This window comes from Pedobacter suwonensis (assembly GCF_044762335.1).
GTDB lineage: Bacteria > Bacteroidota > Bacteroidia > Sphingobacteriales > Sphingobacteriaceae > Pedobacter.
Genome location: NZ_JBIWEB010000023.1, coordinates 1 through 18,105, shown reverse-complemented (window position 1 = coordinate 18,105; position 18,105 = coordinate 1). Strand labels below are relative to the sequence as shown.

Here is an 18,105-nt window from a genome sequence, read left to right as displayed (position 1 = left end):
ATAATTTGTGAAACACAGTTTACGCTCGCTTTAAGGGATATATCAATAGGAAGCGATTTTATTGCTCTATTAAGTATTTTAAGGTATTTGGAAACAAGTGTTAGCATCTTAAATACCATTTGGAGGGTTGGTGTGATACCAAACAATAGATAAAAACAAAAAAAGCGCTGAAAATCAGCGCTTTTTTTATTCCTTTACTAATGCCTAGTGATGCGATTCAGGAGCTTCTGTGTGGTGTGCTTCAGTTTTTTCGTGTGAAGAAGTTTCTTCACCGTGGTGAAAAATCGGTCTTGTGAAAGCCACAAGCAGGATTAAAACAAGAATCCAAACAGTTAGTGGCAATGCCCAAATGCCTTTTGTTTGCTGAACCGGTGCGTGTGAATCGTGAGCTGACATATCGAATATTTTTGATTTAAAATTTATGCTTTGTAATTGTGTGGTAAAGATAGTAACAAAATTAAAATAACAAGGGTAATTTGGCGAATAGTATTTCAAGATCAGCCTTTTCGTAAAAAAGGACAAGAGAAGCTGACTTTATTCCTGTAAGTCGTAAATCATCCGCTTCGTGCTATTTAATTTGCTTCTAATACGGGTTTGATGTTCCTGTAAAACACTTTGCTCCGCCTGAACGGCATTAAGCAGTTCTGCTTTTTTAAAGTAATTTGCGGCTTCAGCAAAATTTTGTTGTTGCTCAGCATATAGGCCTAAACATTCGTAAATGTGCGATTCGCAAACGCCAGGTACCAGTAAAGCCTTTTCTGCAACTTGTTTTACCAATTTGTGCATTTTGAGTGTAATCACAAGTTTCAGGTAGGGTTTGTACACCTCCTGGAAATCAGGATCAAGTTCGATGCACCGTTTGTAATAATAGCCTGCGGTTTTGTAATCTTTAAAATGAATCTGGAAAATGTTGCCCAACTGAAAATAAGCCCTGGCATAATCAGGGGCGAAGACAATGATTTCGTTAAAATATTGGAGCGCCTTAGGTAATTCACCCCAGTTCAATTCTTCAATTGCCTGTAGATATTTTTCTTCTACAGTAGTATAAATGTCCATAATGGATATAATTGCTTTTGATAAGCAGTATTTTGCTTAGCAAATGGATAATAAATGATTTTTAGATTTGGATTTTATTGTGTTAAACAGTAAAACCGAGCTAAGGATTGGGAAGGAAAGTTAAGTCCATACCCAAACCCTTTAGGCCACAAGACGGGCTAAGGTTCATTTTTTGGATATGTATTTGACGTAGCATTTTTGGGAATTTGTTGCAAAGATATTTATTTTCAGCGAATTGCAAATTATTTTTCATGAACTGTACGGAGAAGCCCATTTCTTGTGTGGAACCGCGTCATACTAGTTGAAATTAAATTAGCTGTAACAGGTATCTGAACCGGGATTACAACTTCGGGCTAACTTAGCTAATGCTATAGTAAATCTTTAATGATTTTTTCAATTGATAAGCCTTCGGCTTCGGCGCGGTAATTACGCACAATGCGGTGACGTAGTATAGGTTCGGCAACCGCTTTTACATCCTCAATATCGGGTGAGTATTTTCCGGTTACTGCTGCATGGCATTTGGCTCCCAGCACTAAAGACTGCGAAGCACGCGGACCTGCACCCCAACTAATGTATTTATTTACTGCTTCAGTAGCGAATTCGGTATTCGGACGGGTTTTCGCTACAAGTTTGACGGAGTATTCCAATACATTATCAGTTACAGGAATCTCACGGATCAGTTTCTGGAAATATTGAATGTCATCTGCATGAATGATTTTCTGCAGCTGGGTGGTTTTATTACTGGTGGTGTTTTTTACGATATTCAATTCGTCTGCAAAAGCAGGATAGTTTAACTGAATATTAAACATGAAACGGTCTAATTGTGCTTCAGGGAGGGGATATGTCCCTTCCTGTTCAATCGGGTTTTGCGTAGCCAGCACAAAGAATGGCTTAGGCAGGGCATGCGTTTGTCCCGCTGCAGTTACCGATTTCTCTTGCATGGCCTCTAAAAGTGCTGCCTGTGTTTTTGGAGGGGTACGGTTAATTTCGTCAGCAAGGATAATATTGGAAAAAACAGGCCCTTTTATAAATTTAAAGTGCCTGTCTTCCCCTAAAATTTCTGCACCGATAATGTCGCTTGGCATCAAATCTGGTGTAAACTGGATCCTGTTGAAATCCAGATCGAGAACGGACGCCACGGTTTGTACAAGTAAAGTTTTAGCCAATCCGGGTACGCCAACTAACAGACAATGTCCGTTGCTAAAAATGGCGATCAAAACAGATTTTATGATGTCATCCTGTCCAACTACGACTTTGCTTATTTCAGCTTTAATGTTGTTGAAAGATTGATGAAGTGCATCAACAGCTTCTACTTCGTTTTTATACTGCATTGGCGTTATTTTGCGGCTGTGGCGGTTTTAGTCCAGATTTTTAATTCATCACAGGTATTAAATTCGTCGTCGATTTTAATGTATGTACTTTCACGACGTTTCTGAAACCATTCGCTTAAAGTACGATTAATTTTATCACTTTGTGCAGCATCTCTGATTTTTGGGAAATCTTGCGCTAAGTTGGCCTTGTGAGGTGGAATTTTAGACTTCAGATAAAGAATTCGGTAGCCTTGTTTCCCGTCAGCTGCAGTAAATAAGTCGGGTTTAGAAATACCGCCTACCTTCATTGTGTCGATTACCAGAAACACCGAAGGGTCCAGTTTATCAACCGGAATAAAGGTGGTTCTTGACTGTACATCTTCAGCATTCATCATCATACCGCCATTGTATTTAGTTTCCTTATTATCAGAATAAAGGTTTGCCGCAGCTGCAAAACTTAATTTTTTGCCCATAAGGTTATTATAAATACTGTCTGCATGTAATTTTAAACGTGTTAAACTCTCAGGTGTAGTTTTGGGCATAATTAAAATATGTCTAACATGCACCTGCTCACCCCTACGCTCCAAAACCTGTAAAAAGTGGAAGCCATATTCAGTTTCGAACACTGGTGAAATTTCTCCGGCTTTTAGTTTAAATGCCCAGGCCGTAAATTCTTTAACCATCGTATTTCTATCGATAAATCCATAATCACCACCATCAGAAGCTGAGCCCGGATCTTCAGAGTAGGTTTTGGCTAAAACGCCCATATCCTCACCGCTTTTAACCCTTAAGCGGAGTGCTTCAATCTTATCGCGGAATTTTTGTTTCTCTGCCCTCGTTAACTTCGGATTTAAAATGATTTCACCAACTTCAACTTCTGTATTGAATTCTGGAACACTATCACCCAATGATTTGAAGTATTTTTCCACTTCCATTGGCGTAACGTTAATGTTCTCAGTGATTTTTTGTTGCATTTTATGCGCAATCAATTCATCTTTTATTGATGGTCTGATTTCATCTTTATACTGTAACACCGATTTGTTTAAGAACTGCTCTAAACGCTCCTGCCCACCGGCACGTTGCATGCTATAACGCATACGCTTGTTTACTTCTTCATCTACAGCACCGTCTTCAACCATTACCGAATCGATTTCAGCCTGTTGCTTCAGTAATTTTTGAGTAAGCGTTTGCTGCAATATTTTGCATTTAATATCATTGTTTGGTTGGTTTCCCTGATAAAGATATTGGGTGTATTGCTGGTTTAAGTCAGATAGCAGGATAATATTGTTCCCTACAACAGCAGCAACCTTATCTACAGTGTGTTTTTGAGCAAAACTGTTTAAAAACAGGCATATTAAAGCGGTTGCTACTAAAAAAACTTTCTTCATTCTATTTATTATATTTTCAAATTTAATACTTATCGTCAAAAAAATCAGAGGGTTTATAACTTGGCAAGTTTCTTCAACTCATTTTCATTAATCTTGATCTGATATTTTTGTTTCAGGCTTTTTAGCCACTTTTCTTCCAGACTTTGTTGATAATCGGCAATTACTTCGCCCCTCACTTCGCCTAAAGGTTTATTATAATTTTTTAGGTTTTTAGTATAAAATTCATTTACGCCCTGCACATCTTCCTGTACCTTGTTCCAGATTTTTTGTTCCGAAACATTGAACATCAAAACACCTTCACGGTATTCATTCAGCAAGAAATCATGATCTTTGTTGCTAACACCAGCCTTTGTGTGTGTAGCCAGAGCATCCTCATAGGTCTTAATTTCTTCCTGGTAATCTGCGCTTTTGTCTAATCCCATCTCACGTGCATCTAAAACCTTCAGCTTAAAATTTATGTACAAGTTTAAATAGGCTTGTAAGGTATCATACGGCGCACTAACAATTCCGTTATGGCTTTTTCTGTATGCCCACATAAATTCTTTAGCACTTATGGATTTTCCGTTTACCACAGCAACGTTTTGCGCAAACGAAGTGCTATACATCAAGCAGAAAAAAAATAAGGAGTAAGCTTTCTTCACACAGAGCACTCTATAAATTTTAAGGGATAAAAGTAACAATTAGCGGCGCTATTATAAGATATTTAACTAATTTTAACAGAAATTATTATCCGACAAAAATACGAATGGAAAACCAGGTTACCAACAATGCGAATGCTTTACGTTTATTTTTTACCGAAGAGGTTTTTTTGGTAAAAGATGAAGGCGTACAAATTCTGCCCTTACGTAATACTGAGCCGGTTTCTGCTATCGAAAATGTTTCCGTTAAACTCGCGGAACTGCCTGTTTTAAAGTCGGAAATAGCACAGATTCCGGAGATTAATCCTACAAATTCCCCTAAAGTTTATCCGCAAACTCCTGAAATTCCTCATCAGGTAGCAGAATCTGCACCTGAAAAAACATTTAAATTTTTAGGCGGGAATAAAAAATCAGTCCTCATTTTAGTGAATGATAGTGAGCATGACGTAAGTACCGAGCAGGGCAGGGAACTGTTGCGTAAAATTGTTAAAGCTGTAGATTTAGGTACATCAGATTTTGCGCTCCTAAATTACTCAAATTATAAAGGGACGGATTTTGTAGAATTGCACCGGTTTTTCAAACCTGCCACTATGTTATCTTTCGGAGTGGAGTTTGCCGACCTGAGGTTGAACTTTACCTGGCAGAATGAAATCATTGTTCATGAAACCACCAGAATCATCTATGCACCACATCTCCATCATCTTGATAGGGATTTAAATGCTAAAAAAACGCTTTGGGGGCACCTCCAGAAAATTAAATAGCTTATATCGTATTAAGTAGTTAGTATCAATTAATTAGTATAAAGTATGAAGATGCGACATCTTACCTTTATATAGAAACCTTAACCTTTCCATATTCCAATTTTTACCATCCAACTTTTACCAATGAAAAAACTTGTTTTTGCCACCAATAACCAACATAAAACCGAAGAAATACGTGCAGCGCTTGAAGGTAAATATGACGTGTTAAATCTGGAAGACATTGGTTGTTTCGTTGATATTCCTGAGACTGCCGATACTTTTGAGGGCAATGCAACTTTGAAAAGCAGTTATGTTGTTGAACATTTTAATCTGGACTGTTTTGCTGATGATAGCGGTTTAGAAGTTGAAGCCTTAAATAACGAACCTGGCGTTTATTCTGCCCGATATTCCGGTAGCAGGGATAGCCTGGGTAATATTCATATGGTTTTGGAAAAACTTGAGGGAAATCCCAATAGAAAAGCAAGGTTTAAAACGGTAATATCCTTAATGCAAGATGGTAAAAACCATATTTTTGAAGGGGTAATAAATGGGACAATCAGAACGGCTTTATCAGGTTCAAAGGGTTTTGGGTATGATCCGGTTTTTCAGCCTGACGGTTATGAGATTACTTTTGCTGAAATGGATATGGCACAAAAGAATAGAATTAGTCACAGGGCTATTGCGCTAAAAAAGATGTTGGATTTTTTGAAAGAGTAAGGAGAGCGTAGTTTACATTAGTCATCAATCTTGATCCGTCGTCCCTCGACAGAAGTGTAGAAATCTTTAAACTTTTCATCAAAAGATTTCTACATTCCGCTGCGCTCCAGTCGAAAAGACGATCGCACTTATCACACTTTATTGGCTGCTTTTTTCACCTGAACCGAGTCTTTTTTCGGTAATATCGGTTTAATGCCAAAGTTGGTCGTATCTGCTGGTTTACTTTGAGGCGATTTTTGATCAACCTTTAGGCTGTCTTTCACCAGCTTAGTTTTGGAGTTAACAGCAGGTACCTTTGTTGATGGTTTGCTTGCAGAGGTTGCTAATGATTTTGTACCTTTTACAGTTTTACCCACAACTGTTTTAGCCTTTGCTTTGATCTTAGGTTTCCCGGCTGAGCCAATCGCATCTTTTTTTGATTTCGGACGTTCGGTAGGTTTCCACGAAAAGCCTTTTAAAACATGGTCTTTCGCAATGGTATTTTCGGGATTTAAAGCCCCCTCTATTCCTTTGATATAAACAATTTCCTCAATGGCATTTTCCTTATCCTTAAAGATGAACTTTATCCTGCTGCTCAGGGTTTGGTTCATTTCTTTATATACCTTTGTGCTGTCATCCTGGGTATAATAAATGCTTTCGGCATTGCCATCCACATATAACGTTTTGAATTTTCCGTTGGTAAAGAACCCCGTCATCAATCTGCCTTTGATCTGGTTAAACCTCAACGAATCTTTTGGCGTATTCACCAGAAATGCATTTCTAAAAGCCTGTAGATTATTTAACTTTTTATTCTTGAACTGAACAAATATAGTGTCGCCAACCTGTTGCGAACCTTCTGACCAGATGATCGGATTGTTGTAGCAACGTAAAGTAGAATCGGCACTGGTGTAAAACAGGCTGTCGGTTTTGGCCTGGATATTTGTTTTAAAGATCTTTACACCATGATAAGCCTTAATAATACGCGTTTGAACGGTATCAGCTGGATTAAATTTGGCCGTATCGGTTTTTAATGTTCCGGCTTTTGAATTTCCGAGGGCTTTTGTTAAGCTATCTTTAGCGCCGGGTTTTATAATCTTTTTTTGTAAACTATCGATTTTGCTTATCAATGGATTCTTTATAGCCAGGTTAGTTTTGCCAGCAAGTTTTTTAAGACTATCACTTTTTAACTTAGGCAGGTTTTTACTAATTGAATCAGCTTTTTCTTTTGAAATATTGTTTTTTTGCAAACTGTCCAAATTAATTTTTGGCAGTACTTTACCAATTGAGTCTGTTTTAGATTTTAGGCTATCAATACTTTTATCTTTCAGATTAAGTTGGTCTTCAGTTTCGGTTTCACCTTTATTCTGCTTCTTCTTTTCGGTTTTGCTATTCTTTGTATTGCGCTTATTCCTATCTTCTTTTTGGCTCAATTCGGCTCCAGGTTTGTATTTTGGCTCTCCTTTTTCTTTCTTTCCACCATCTTCATCGTCTTCTCCAACCTGGTTATCTGCTTTTATGGAAATTTTTGGGACTAGTTTTAAGGTTTTTTGCAATACCATTTGTGTCTCCAAGGTATCTGCACCCATCCATAGACTGTCAGGTCTTTTTTTATTCTTCACCATTACCGAATCTTCGGTGCCTATACCCAGGTAAGCATTTCGGGTAACCAAGGTCCGCTGATCCAGCTTGTAATAGTAACCTAAATCACCAAACATTTTCATTTTATCTTTCGTATCAGAAAAAACAATGTTTTTAACTGCTTTACCAATCCCCTGTTTACCATAATAATATAAACTATCGCCTTTTAAAGATCGTGTGCCCTGTGTGTAGAGATTTTTCTTTCCAAAAAAAGCATCTTCTGTTAAAGTATTGTATTGGCCATTTTCGGTATACAGGTTGTCATCTTTGCCCTTGATATTGGTTGGCCCGTAAAAATAGGTCCACTTATCCTGGGTATTGTAACTCATCGTATCGGATTTGATAGTCGATTGAGGTGTAACCACTACCACATCATACTTGAAATAGGCAACATTTCTCTGGCTAAAATAATAGCCGTTTTTACTGGTTAGGGTTACATCCTTATTTACAATTTTGCCACCACTGGTATAAGTTCCGATTTTGGTGAGTGTATTGTAATCCAATATATTAGTGGTTAAAACCGAAGTAGGATCAACCATTTTTACGTTTCCAGTTAAATGGGCCTGTTTTTTATTTCCATCATATTCAAGCTGATCGGAATAGATATCGGTAGTAAGCTGGTTGATGTGTACATTTTTAAAGGCTTCGAAATAGTTGCGCTCGCTATAAAATACAGCACTATCGCAAGTTAATGTTGCGTTGTCCTGCTGGAAAACAGGGTTACGCAGGTAACTGATTTTTTTCTTGGTATCTCCGGTTATTTTGGAAAATGAAACGATCTTAATCTTCGAAGCGGGCTGCTGACCGAATAAAAATGCCGGACTGATTAAAAGGAATAAAAAGACAAATAGTTTTTGCACACTACAAAGTTAGTTTTTTGTTCCGAACGTTCGGAATACCAGTTAAAATTAAATATTTTTGATGGATGTTACCCCTAAGCCAATTTCAGGATTTTATTGAAAAGCAAAAATTATTTGTTCAGGGTAATCGCATTCTTTTGGCGGTAAGCGGGGGAAAGGACTCCGTTTTAATGTTGCATTTATTTAAGGCAATAGGCGTTGATATTGGTGTGGCACATTGTAACTTTAATTTGCGTGCCGATGAAGCGCAACGCGATGAAAGTTTTGTTGCATTATTGGCCAAAAATTTTGAGTTACCATTCTATGTAACGCATTTTGATACCAAAAAATATGCAGCCGAAAATAAAATTTCTACGCAGATGGCGGCGCGCGAATTACGCTACAATTGGTTTGAAGAAATCAGGCGTACAGCTGGATATGATTACATAGCACTGGCACAACATCAGAATGATGCAGTAGAAACCCTGCTCATTAACCTTACCCGTGGCACGGGCATAAGCGGACTGCATGGTATTTTACCTAAACGAGATTTGCTGATTAGGCCTTTACTTTTTTTAAACCGCCAGCAAATTGATGAAATAGTAAGGGTTAATAACATAGATTTTGTAGAAGATAGTTCAAACGCGAGTACAAAATACACCAGGAATAAAATCAGGCTAGAGGTGGTGCCGCATCTGCAGGCGATCAACCCTAATCTCGAAAAAACATTTGCCGAAAACATCGCGCGCTTTGCCGAATTAGAGACTTTGTTAAATATTCAGGTTCAGAAACTTGCTGCTGAAATTCTAAATAAAAGAAATGATGGCATTTATATTTCCCTTGATGAAATTTCTAAATTAAAGCCCCAAAAGCTATTGCTTTACGAGTTGCTTAAACCGTTTAATTTTGGTGAAAATGTTGTACAGGAAATTTTAGACAGCTTAAAGGCCATGAGTGGTACACATTTTTTTAGCACTACACACCAGGCCATTATCAACAGAAACGACCTGGTTATTGTTGAAAAGAGTGCATCGGTTACCGCTAATCAGTTTATTCATCCAGCAACAACAAACATTGTTTTTGGCAACGTAGAAATTTCATTGGTGTTTACCAGGGAAGTGAAATTTGAAGTGAATCTGAACAGGGCTTTTATTAATGCAGATAAATTGATTTTTCCCTTAGTATTGCGGAACTGGCAAAATGGAGATAAATTTATTCCATTGGGTATGCGCAATCCTAAAAAGGTAAGTGATTATTTTATTGATGAGAAAGTGCCTTTACATTTGAAGAAGGTTACACCGATTTTGGTTAACGGGAATGGTGAAATTATCTGGATTGCCGGCATGCGGCAGGATAACCGATACAAATTACCTACAGCAACAAAAAAAGTTGCTATATTCGAACTCAAAATTAAATAAGTGGAAAGCAAATACGCCTATATCGAAAAACAATACATTGGCCGTGATTATGTCCGTATTTTCATCAGGTTGATTATGGCTGCGTTCTGTTTTGCTGCTTATGTTTATGAACGTGATCGCGACAATACACAAGATCTGTTCCTGGTTGTAGGCTTCGGCATCATAGGTGTTTCTATGCTTTTACTTTTCCTGATCCAGTACAAAATCGTGGTAGACAATGGAAGCATCATCTTAGATGGCCTGTGGACAACCAAACGCGTTAAGATTGACCTTAATAGTATTGTTGATGTACGTAAGGCTACCTATAGTCGTTATTTTTTCAATAATCCGGTTTACAACCTGCACACCAAAGGAACGATCCGTTTTTATTCATCTGGTAAGGATGCAGTGGTGCTAACCGATCGGGATGGTTTAGAGTATTTTATCGGTACGCAACGTCCAAATGAACTTTTCCTTGTAATTAAAGAGGAAATGAGAAATCTGAAATAGTTTTCTGGATAAGCTGGATCTGAGATCGAAAAAATATGAGTTGTAAAGGCAATCTGGAAGCTGCAAATGTTTTGGAAAGCAGTTGCAGTAGATTATGGGGCAATCCTGTCCCGCTATCTCTGCTGCTGCCGTTAGAAAGAACGGCTAGCATTCGTTCTATCAGGTTTAGGTTTGTTGGGTTTATGCTTCTATGTGTGTTTTCTCTGCTACCGCCTTAAGTTTTTAGCCCTGATTGTAGCGACAGCCCCGAGGTACGAGGGCTATAGCGAAAAGCAGGAATTAAACTTTAAAAAGGACTTGTGGTACTGCGCTGCGAAAATAAGCATAACACAAACTACTGTTCCAGCGCGACGAGAAAGTTATATCAACATGATATAACTTTTATTGCAATAAACCGACACGCATTATAGATTAAAATCGGCTACATTTGCGGTAACAACAATACATTTACAATGAAGATAGGAATTGTTTGCTATCCCACTTTTGGTGGTAGTGGAGTAGTTGCAACAGAACTAGGTAAAGCGCTGGCTAACGAAGGGCACCAGGTTCACTTTATTACGTATAGTCAGCCTGCCAGGCTCGATTTCTTTTCTTCCAATCTTTTTTATCACGAGGTATCGGTAAGAGACTATCCGCTTTTCGATTACGCCCCGTACGAATCGGCACTGGCCAGTAAACTGGTAGATGTTGTTCGTTTTGAGCAACTGGATGTATTACATGTTCATTATGCCATTCCACATGCTTCTGCTGCTTTTATGGCGAAGCAGATTCTGGCAAGTTATGGCCTTCATATCCCCGTGGTTACTACTTTGCATGGTACCGATATTACATTAGTGGGTAAAGATCCAACCTACAAGCCCGTGGTTACTTTTTCCATTAATCAAAGCGATGGTGTAACTACCGTTTCGGAAGATTTGAAAGAGGATACCTATAACCATTTTGAAATTACAAAAGAAATTAAGGTAATACCCAATTTTATAGATTTCTCACGCTTTAGTTTGCAGGCAAAAGGACACTTTAAAAAAGCAATTGCACCAAATAACGAGCGCATTTTAATCCACACCAGTAATTTCAGAAAAGTGAAACGTACGGCTGATGTAATCAGGATTTTTGAAAAAGTACAGTCCGTTATTCCATCGAAACTATTGATGGTAGGGGATGGGCCTGAACGCGCTTACGATGAACAACTTTGCAGATCTCTGAATATTTGTGAAAATGTGAGGTTTTTGGGGAAACAAGATGCGGTAGAAGAAATCTTATCCGTTTCCGATCTTTTTTTAATGCCCTCAGAATCTGAAAGCTTTGGTTTGGCTGCATTAGAAGCTATGGCTTGTAAAGTGCCGGCAATTACCACGAATGCCGGTGGTTTGCCTGAACTTAATGTAGATGGGTTTTGTGGTTATATGAGCAATGTTGGTGATGTTGAGGCGATGGCCGCCCATGCCATTGAAATTTTAAAAGACGACGAAACGCTAAACCAATTTAAAGAAAATGCGTTTAAAAGGGCGCAGGATTTCGATTTAAAAAAGATTCTACCGGTTTATGTTAGCTATTATAAAGAAGTAATTGAGAACTCTTTGCAGCCTAAACATTAACTTACTAAATTTTCTTGTATTTTAATTTCTAATCACAGCAAAAGAGGTGTTTATGGATCATATCTGTATTGATCTATATATTTGTGTTTAAAAAACTTTATTGTTGCATAGGGTTCCCTTGGCTGATCATCCGTATCGGTAATATTAACAAATTAAACTTTCTCAAAATCAAATGATTATAAATCGTATCTTTGCAGCTTGAAACGGTTTGGTGTTTGAAAATTCCCAAATCATTTCGAAAAAATTAAAAAGAGGTTATCCCAAATGAAGAAAATAGTTGATTACAGAAAGCTTTTAAACGTAGATAAAAATGCTGAATTAAAGGAGCTCAAATCTGTGTACCGTACATTGATGAAAGATTGTCACCCTGATAAATTTCAGCAGGAAGAAGAGAAGTTGGATGCGGAAGCGAGAAGTAAACAGATTATCGAAGCTTATCATTTCCTGGTGAGTATTGCGCCGGAAACACGCGAACAAAATATTGAAACTTACACACAAACAACTACTTTGTCGAATATTCAGGATTTTGAATACAAACAACAGGTTTTAAATATCCAGTTTTTTGATGGAAGTGTTTATGAATATTTTGACGTACCAAAAGCAATCTATGTGAAACTGGTGAATGCTGATTCTCCGGGTCGCTTCGCCCGCAGGCATATTTTTAATGAATTTCCTTATCGTAATGTGTCGAGGGTTGCAGAACCGGCATAATTCATAGTAATATTTATTTCAAAGGCTCTGATGAAAACCGGGGTCTTTTTTGTGTCGTTTATGGCAATTGTTCAGTATTTATCATTCTTTAAAGACCCTGAAACAAGTTTAGGGTGCCGATTGCTTGTGGAATTTTCGTCATAATGAACTTGTTCAGTATCTATTATACTATAAACCTGAGTTCGATTTATAATTTTTAGAAAAAAAAATAGTCAATCAAAGTAATTATGTTTATATTTAAGTATCTGACATTCAAATATTTAAACATAAAAACAGATGATTGACTACTCCAAAATTAGTGATATTTTTTGTCTTGTAGATGAGTTCTGCAAAGATTTTGATCAAAATACCTCTTCTATCCGTAGAGTTGAGCGCAGCAGCTCTACGGATCTATGAAATAGCGCTGAGTTTATAACTCAGCAATCCTAACGATTCACAGACTCATATCCCTTCGGTAATCCGTAGAGCCTTTGGAAGGCTACGCATAGATGTGAAATTTAAACATTTAGCAACTAAAAATTAAAATACTCTGACCAGTGTAGTTCCTTTGGTAAATGCTGGTTGCTAAACTCCAGATGAATTACCCTTCTTTTTTTATGGTTGCTTGTTCTACTTGAACTATGAAGCAGCAACGGTTTCATAATCATGAGGCTGCCCCTGTTTACTTTGCAGCTTACTTCGCTTTCAATGCTCCAGTCGATTGTTTCGGGACGGTAAATACCTTTACGGTGAGAATTGGTGATTACTTTTAGCGCACCATTCCGCTCATTGGTATCATCAAGATGGATGCGAATGGTAAAATTCCCTTCAAGGATATGAAGAGGTGGCTGAACGGCGAACTGATCATTTTTTCTGGTATAAGGTCCATATCCAGGAATTTTCGCGTTATGGTCGACCGAAATGGTTAAGTCCTGATGATAGGGGACAAACCAATTCGATGTTTCGGGTTTGTCAAAGTAAATTGATTTAACCAGAAAGTAGTCTTTGCCGAAAAGCTCTTGTACGATGGCTTTTACTTTCTGATTGAATATGAGATCAGCGGTGTCAGGAACTTCTTTTAAAAATCGACGTATCGCAAAGAGATTTTCAGATTTTCTAAAGGTTTCTTTTGTAGAATCTGCTATTTTAATAGCCGAAAGGATCGCTTCAACTTCCTGATCTGTAAATACATGATCAATCACGGAAAATCCTAATTCCTGGATTTCCATTTTATTAGCAACTAAATCCACTGATTAATTATTTAAAACAAATTTGTGTCCATGTATTTTTATATATTCCTGAATAGTTTTAATGAGAATTTTTTTTGTGGATCTTCCAATCGAAATCTTCCATGGGCAAAGTTGATGTTAATCAAAAAGCAGGCATACCGGAGCGCCAACATCAATTCTTTTGCCGCTATCGGTTAATTTGCCGGTGTTTTTATTTCTGTTAAAAATAACGATGTTATTAGTATACTGGTGTCCGATCAAAAGAAATTTTCCAGTCGGGTCAATGGTGAAGTTCCTCGGTCCTTTACCTAACGTACTTAGGGTTTCAATGAATTTTAATTTACCATTTGGCAGTATTGAGAAGGCAGAAATGCTGTTGGCATCTCCCCGGTTAGTTTCATAAAGAAATTTTCCATCTGCAGAAACGTGGATATCTGCACCGTCAATTTTTCCTGTGAAATCTTTTGGGGTAGTACCAATTTCCTGGATTTTGGTTAGTGTTCCGTTCGCATAAGCAAAAGCAGTTATGCTACCATTAAATTCGTGCGCCAGATAGGCAAATTTCCCATTTGGACTAAAAGTAATGTGTCGTGGTCCGCTACCGGCATTCGTTTTAAGGACCGATTTTATTGTCAATATTTCTTCTTTCGCAGTTGGGTTATAGTTGTAAATATAAGTTTGATCTTCACCAAGGTCATTAACAATTAAATATCGATGATCTGGTGTAAATTTAACCATGTGTACATGAGCGCTTTCCTGTCTGCCCTTAGGGTCAATGCTTTTTCCGGTATGTTTAATGATCTGTAAAGCTTCTGTTAAAGAACCATCTGCTTTTCGTGAAAATACGGCTAAACTTCCGCCGCTATAATTAGCCACAATGACGTTTTTGTTATCTACGGTAATGTAACACGGATCTGCACCATGACTATCAACCATGTTTAGTAAAGTTAGTTTTCCGCTCGCTGCATCATACCTGAACGCGCTAACCGTACTGGTAGCTCCGGTTTCGTTAACCGCATAAATAAATTGATGATCTGGTGAAGGGGCCAGATAGCTTGGGTTTGCCGTATTTTTTGTAATGCTTTTTATGGATGTGGCAGCTGTTGCAGCATTGAAATCATAAATATAAATCCCTTCACTTTTTCCAGGTGCGGTATAAGTGCCAACAATCAGGTTGTAATTGCTTTTTTGGGCAAATGTTAAGGTAGATAGTATCGTGAGTGTAAGCAATGAACTGAATTTTTTCATGAAACAATGATGTTGATTTTAACAAATATAAAGAAAGTATGTTACGGAGGAGCTGAAAATACGCAAGATGTTTCGTGATTGTTCGTCGTTATCGTCCTCGTTTAACGCGGATGAGTAGAGAGGTGTATTTTTAATGCATGTTCATTGCTGGACGATATAATCGTCTTTATCCTGTATCCTCTAAAAACGAGGACGATGGGGGATTTAAAAAACAGTAAACTAAAAAAGCAGCCAATTGGCTGCTCTTATGCTATTTAATCAGGTGTTTAATCTGGATCAATTCATGCTCTTCAAGATATCGCCATCTGCCACGTGGCAGGTCTTTCTTGGTTAAATTGCCATAAACCACACGGTCTAATTTTTCTACGTTATAACCTAAGTGTTCAAAAATACGGCGAACAATCCTGTTTTTGCCACTGTGGATCTGAATGCCGATTTCTTTTTTGGTGCCACCTGCAACGTAAGAAATGTTGTCCGGTTTAATCAAACCATCTTCAAGCTCTAAACCAAAAGCAATTTTGTTCAAATCTCCTTGTGATAAAGCTTTATCAAGCTCAACATTATAAATTTTGGTGATACCATTCTTAGGATGCGATAATTTATCGGCTAAATCGCCATCATTGGTCATTAACAACAAACCAGTGGTATTACGGTCTAAACGGCCAACCGGATAAATGCGTTCGCGGCTTGCTTTATCAACCAACTGCATTACGGTACGGCGTTCCTGTGGATCATCCGTAGTGGTAATGTAATCTTTTGGTTTATTCAGTAAAACGTAAACTTTTTTCTCGCGTTTTAGTAATTCCCCGTTATAACGAACCAAATCTTTTGCCGGATCTACTTTGTGTCCCAGTTCGGTAATGGCTTCGCCGTTTACGGTAATAATACCGGCAGTAATCAGTTCATCTGCTTTACGACGTGAGCAGATGCCTGCATTTGAAATATATCTGTTTAGGCGAATTAGGCCTTTGTCTTCATTCGTTTTACGGCCTTGGGTAATAACAGTGCGCTCCGGGCGGTTAAATTCTGTATCTCTTGGCTTTGCTTCCTCACGTTTTCTAAACGGACGTGTATCACCTTCCCTTGGCTCTCTGGGTTTTACATCTCTTGAACTTCCTGCACTTGGTTTGAAGTCAGATTTGCCCCTTGACTTGTAATCTTTGTAGCCAGCTTCTCTCGGTTTAAAATCGCGCGAATCTCCATCCTTAGCTCTGAAATCGCGTTCTCCTGTTCTTGGTTTATAATCTCTTGCACCACCATCTCTTGTTTTAAAATCCCTTTCTCCTGTTCTTGATTTATATTCTCTAGGTTTGAAGTCGCGGTCGCCAGTTCTTGGTTTGTAATCTCTTGATTTGTAACTGCGATCTTCTGAACTTGAATCTTTGGATTTGAACTCCCGGTCTCCAAATTTGAAACTTTGCGGTTCCGAATCTTTGGCTTTGAAATCACGCCCACCTGATCTTGGTTTGAAATCTTTCTGGTTTCCGAAAGATTTCGATTTGAAATCTTTACCATCTGAGCTTCTGGGTTTGAAGCCTTCTTTTGAATCGGATGATTTTTTAAATTTGCTGTCCGACCGTCTGTCAGATCCCGCCGAGTTACTTTTGCCTTCTGTTCTCCGACTGCCTGATTTGGACTTGTCATCCCGACTGTTCCTGTTGTTCTTATTTATCATGATACGCTTTTAACGCATTAAAAATGCGGGATGCAAATTTATGAAAAAATGGTGAACTTAACAATTTTCCGGGCGGAAAAAGTGGATAAAAAAATAGCCTCTAAAATAGGTAAAATCGTTTAAAAATCAAAATTTAAAATCGGTGTTTAAAGTGCTTTAAAGGCAGTTTTTTAGGTGTAGTTTTGTAACTATTTGATAGTGTGATTATTATTTTTTACCTTTGCCAGCGTTTTTATTAAGTTTCACCAAAAAAAGGAGGAGAATGTTAAAGAAACACATCGTACCATTTTCAGTAGTGGCAACACTATTTATCTTGGCAAAAGTGTTCACTTACCAAATGCCCTTAGCAAAAAAAAGTCTTTTTAAGGAAGAAAAATTAAGCTCTACAATAACAAAAACTGATAGCACAAAAGCTGAAGACGTTGTGAAACCTCTTTCTCTGATGGCTCAGTTAAATTTCGCGGATGAAACCCTGCCTTTAGGCGATAAAAGGGTGGAAAGAAAAATGAAAAAGATTTTGGCCGCACACAGCTACAAGAACACGCATACCAATCTTTTACACCAAAAGGCAGCAAAATGGTTCCCGATTATTGAACCGATACTTGCCGCTTATGGTATCCCGAATGATTTTAAGTATTTGGCCTTGGTCGAATCCGGAATGACTGAAGGAACTTCGGCGAAAGGTGCAGCCGGAATCTGGCAGTTTATGCCAGGTACTGCCCGTAATTATGGATTAAAAGTAAACGGGAATGTTGATGAGCGTTATAACCTGCGCAAATCTACTATAGCTGCCTGCAAATACATTAAGGAAATGTACAAGGGTTTAGAAAGCTGGACATTGGTAGCTGCGGCTTACAATGTTGGCGACGGGCGTTTGCGCAAGCAAATCAATAATCAAAATCAGGATAATTACTACAAAATGAGGCTAAACCGCGAAACCGGGGGCTATGTTTATAAAGTAATTTCTATGAAACAGATTATGGAACACCCAAAACGTTACGGTTACAAAAAACCGAGGGTATTATTGGCCTATAACGGCGAATAATATAATTAAGATAAAGACAAGCATTTGGTAAGGCGTCCCGGTTTCAATATCGGGACGCTTTTTTTTAAAGGATTGTTTGGAAGATTTGTTTGCTTAGTACTTTTATCAGGAACTACAGATACCATAAAAACTATCTTCATCACGTTCGCCAAAAGGCAAATAAATCAAATGAACTTTATTGCCACGGAAACGGATTAGCAAGGAATGGTTTTACCGTAGAAATCTAAGGTCATTTAAGCGCATATGTGTATAAAAATATTGGTTATTTATATATTTTCTATTATTACAAAAACAAGCTTCTTTAATTGGTGTTTTTCCTAAACCCTAAACCCTAAACCCTAAACCCTAAACCCTAAACCCTAAACCCTAAACCCTAAACCCTAAACCCTAAACCCTAAACCCTAAACCCTA

Annotated in this window: 16 protein-coding genes; 7 read left to right on the top strand and 9 right to left on the bottom strand. The window is 37.9% G+C overall.

Annotation, left to right across the window (positions count from 1 at the left end; translation table 11 throughout):
• Positions 1 to 204: 204 nt before the first annotated feature.
• The 5 genes from ACIQXP_RS22785 to ACIQXP_RS22765 form a co-directional block, all read right to left on the bottom strand.
• On the bottom strand, positions 205 to 396 hold the full coding sequence (locus ACIQXP_RS22785; protein ID WP_090988373.1) for a hypothetical protein: 192 nt from the start codon (positions 394 to 396) through the stop codon (positions 205 to 207).
• A 138-nt stretch (positions 397 to 534) separates the two neighbouring features.
• Positions 535 to 1,056 (bottom strand): hypothetical protein, encoded by a 522-nt coding sequence (locus ACIQXP_RS22780; RefSeq protein ID WP_293742555.1) that lies wholly within the window; start codon positions 1,054 to 1,056, stop codon positions 535 to 537.
• Between the two features lie 368 nt (positions 1,057 to 1,424).
• A complete protein-coding gene (locus ACIQXP_RS22775; RefSeq protein ID WP_387508082.1) occupies positions 1,425 to 2,387 on the bottom strand; it encodes an AAA family ATPase in 963 nt (320 codons plus the stop codon).
• Positions 2,388 to 2,392: 5 nt separating this feature from the next.
• Entirely contained in the window at positions 2,393 to 3,754 is a 1,362-nt protein-coding gene (locus ACIQXP_RS22770) for a peptidylprolyl isomerase (protein WP_293742553.1), read from the bottom strand.
• A 53-nt stretch (positions 3,755 to 3,807) separates the two neighbouring features.
• Positions 3,808 to 4,359, bottom strand: a complete 552-nt coding sequence (locus tag ACIQXP_RS22765) for a hypothetical protein (RefSeq protein WP_293742660.1) — start codon at positions 4,357 to 4,359, stop codon at positions 3,808 to 3,810.
• Between the two features lie 140 nt (positions 4,360 to 4,499).
• Here ACIQXP_RS22765 and ACIQXP_RS22760 point away from each other — a divergent pair, with 140 nt between their 5' ends.
• Positions 4,500 to 5,153, top strand: coding sequence for a hypothetical protein (locus ACIQXP_RS22760; RefSeq protein ID WP_387508080.1), 654 nt, complete (start codon positions 4,500 to 4,502; stop codon positions 5,151 to 5,153).
• Between the two features lie 123 nt (positions 5,154 to 5,276).
• On the top strand, positions 5,277 to 5,849 hold the full coding sequence (locus ACIQXP_RS22755) for a non-canonical purine NTP diphosphatase (protein WP_387508078.1): 573 nt from the start codon (positions 5,277 to 5,279) through the stop codon (positions 5,847 to 5,849).
• Positions 5,850 to 5,980: 131 nt separating this feature from the next.
• Here the strand turns inward: ACIQXP_RS22755 and ACIQXP_RS22750 are convergent, their stop codons facing one another.
• Positions 5,981 to 8,326, bottom strand: a complete 2,346-nt coding sequence (locus ACIQXP_RS22750; RefSeq protein WP_387508076.1) for an OstA-like protein — start codon at positions 8,324 to 8,326, stop codon at positions 5,981 to 5,983.
• A 65-nt stretch (positions 8,327 to 8,391) separates the two neighbouring features.
• On the opposite strand from ACIQXP_RS22750, the gene tilS reads away from it, so the two are divergent.
• The 4 genes from tilS (at position 8,392) to ACIQXP_RS22730 (ending at position 12,518) form a co-directional block, all read left to right on the top strand.
• Positions 8,392 to 9,723, top strand: coding sequence for a tRNA lysidine(34) synthetase TilS (gene tilS, locus ACIQXP_RS22745; RefSeq protein ID WP_387508074.1), 1,332 nt, complete (start codon positions 8,392 to 8,394; stop codon positions 9,721 to 9,723).
• Positions 9,724 to 10,212: a hypothetical protein gene (locus tag ACIQXP_RS22740; protein WP_090988355.1), complete on the top strand. Its 489-nt coding sequence runs from the start codon at positions 9,724 to 9,726 to the stop codon at positions 10,210 to 10,212.
• Positions 10,213 to 10,664: 452 nt separating this feature from the next.
• On the top strand, positions 10,665 to 11,807 hold the full coding sequence (gene bshA / locus ACIQXP_RS22735; RefSeq protein WP_293742548.1) for an N-acetyl-alpha-D-glucosaminyl L-malate synthase BshA: 1,143 nt from the start codon (positions 10,665 to 10,667) through the stop codon (positions 11,805 to 11,807).
• Positions 11,808 to 12,071: 264 nt separating this feature from the next.
• Positions 12,072 to 12,518 carry a KTSC domain-containing protein gene (locus ACIQXP_RS22730; RefSeq protein ID WP_090988377.1) on the top strand — a complete coding sequence of 149 codons (447 nt, stop codon included), beginning with the start codon at positions 12,072 to 12,074 and terminating at the stop codon, positions 12,516 to 12,518.
• A gap of 512 nt (positions 12,519 to 13,030) precedes the next feature.
• Here ACIQXP_RS22730 and ACIQXP_RS22725 read toward each other — a convergent pair.
• The 3 genes from ACIQXP_RS22725 to ACIQXP_RS22715 form a co-directional block, all read right to left on the bottom strand.
• Positions 13,031 to 13,747 carry a phytanoyl-CoA dioxygenase family protein gene (locus ACIQXP_RS22725; RefSeq protein WP_387508071.1) on the bottom strand — a complete coding sequence of 239 codons (717 nt, stop codon included), beginning with the start codon at positions 13,745 to 13,747 and terminating at the stop codon, positions 13,031 to 13,033.
• Between the two features lie 117 nt (positions 13,748 to 13,864).
• Complete coding sequence (locus ACIQXP_RS22720) at positions 13,865 to 14,974, bottom strand: lactonase family protein (protein WP_387508069.1); 1,110 nt, start codon at positions 14,972 to 14,974, stop codon at positions 13,865 to 13,867.
• A gap of 250 nt (positions 14,975 to 15,224) precedes the next feature.
• Entirely contained in the window at positions 15,225 to 16,649 is a 1,425-nt protein-coding gene (locus ACIQXP_RS22715; RefSeq protein ID WP_387508067.1) for a pseudouridine synthase, read from the bottom strand.
• 262 nt (positions 16,650 to 16,911) lie between these two features.
• Between ACIQXP_RS22715 and ACIQXP_RS22710 the strand changes: the two genes are divergently transcribed.
• The gene (locus ACIQXP_RS22710; protein ID WP_293742544.1) at positions 16,912 to 17,694 is read left to right on the top strand and encodes a lytic transglycosylase domain-containing protein; all 783 of its coding nucleotides are present in this window, start codon (positions 16,912 to 16,914) and stop codon (positions 17,692 to 17,694) included.
• The last annotated feature ends 411 nt before the right edge of the window (positions 17,695 to 18,105 follow it).

Bases quoted from the DNA above. Each gene is read 5' to 3' on its own strand.
- ACIQXP_RS22715 (WP_387508067.1), bottom strand. From the start codon at position 16,649: ATGATAAATAAGAACAACAGGAACAGTCGGGATGACAAGTCCAAATCA.
- ACIQXP_RS22770 (WP_293742553.1), bottom strand. From the start codon at position 3,754: ATGAAGAAAGTTTTTTTAGTAGCAACCGCTTTAATATGCCTGTTTTTA.
- ACIQXP_RS22775 (WP_387508082.1), bottom strand. From the start codon at position 2,387: ATGCAGTATAAAAACGAAGTAGAAGCTGTTGATGCACTTCATCAATCT.
- ACIQXP_RS22765 (WP_293742660.1), bottom strand. From the start codon at position 4,359: ATGTATAGCACTTCGTTTGCGCAAAACGTTGCTGTGGTAAACGGAAAA.
- tilS (WP_387508074.1), top strand. From the start codon at position 8,392: ATGTTACCCCTAAGCCAATTTCAGGATTTTATTGAAAAGCAAAAATTA.
- ACIQXP_RS22785 (WP_090988373.1), bottom strand. From the start codon at position 396: ATGTCAGCTCACGATTCACACGCACCGGTTCAGCAAACAAAAGGCATT.
- bshA (WP_293742548.1), top strand. From the start codon at position 10,665: ATGAAGATAGGAATTGTTTGCTATCCCACTTTTGGTGGTAGTGGAGTA.
- ACIQXP_RS22710 (WP_293742544.1), top strand. From the start codon at position 16,912: ATGTTAAAGAAACACATCGTACCATTTTCAGTAGTGGCAACACTATTT.
- ACIQXP_RS22730 (WP_090988377.1), top strand. From the start codon at position 12,072: ATGAAGAAAATAGTTGATTACAGAAAGCTTTTAAACGTAGATAAAAAT.
- ACIQXP_RS22760 (WP_387508080.1), top strand. From the start codon at position 4,500: ATGGAAAACCAGGTTACCAACAATGCGAATGCTTTACGTTTATTTTTT.
- ACIQXP_RS22720 (WP_387508069.1), bottom strand. From the start codon at position 14,974: ATGAAAAAATTCAGTTCATTGCTTACACTCACGATACTATCTACCTTA.
- ACIQXP_RS22780 (WP_293742555.1), bottom strand. From the start codon at position 1,056: ATGGACATTTATACTACTGTAGAAGAAAAATATCTACAGGCAATTGAA.
- ACIQXP_RS22755 (WP_387508078.1), top strand. From the start codon at position 5,277: ATGAAAAAACTTGTTTTTGCCACCAATAACCAACATAAAACCGAAGAA.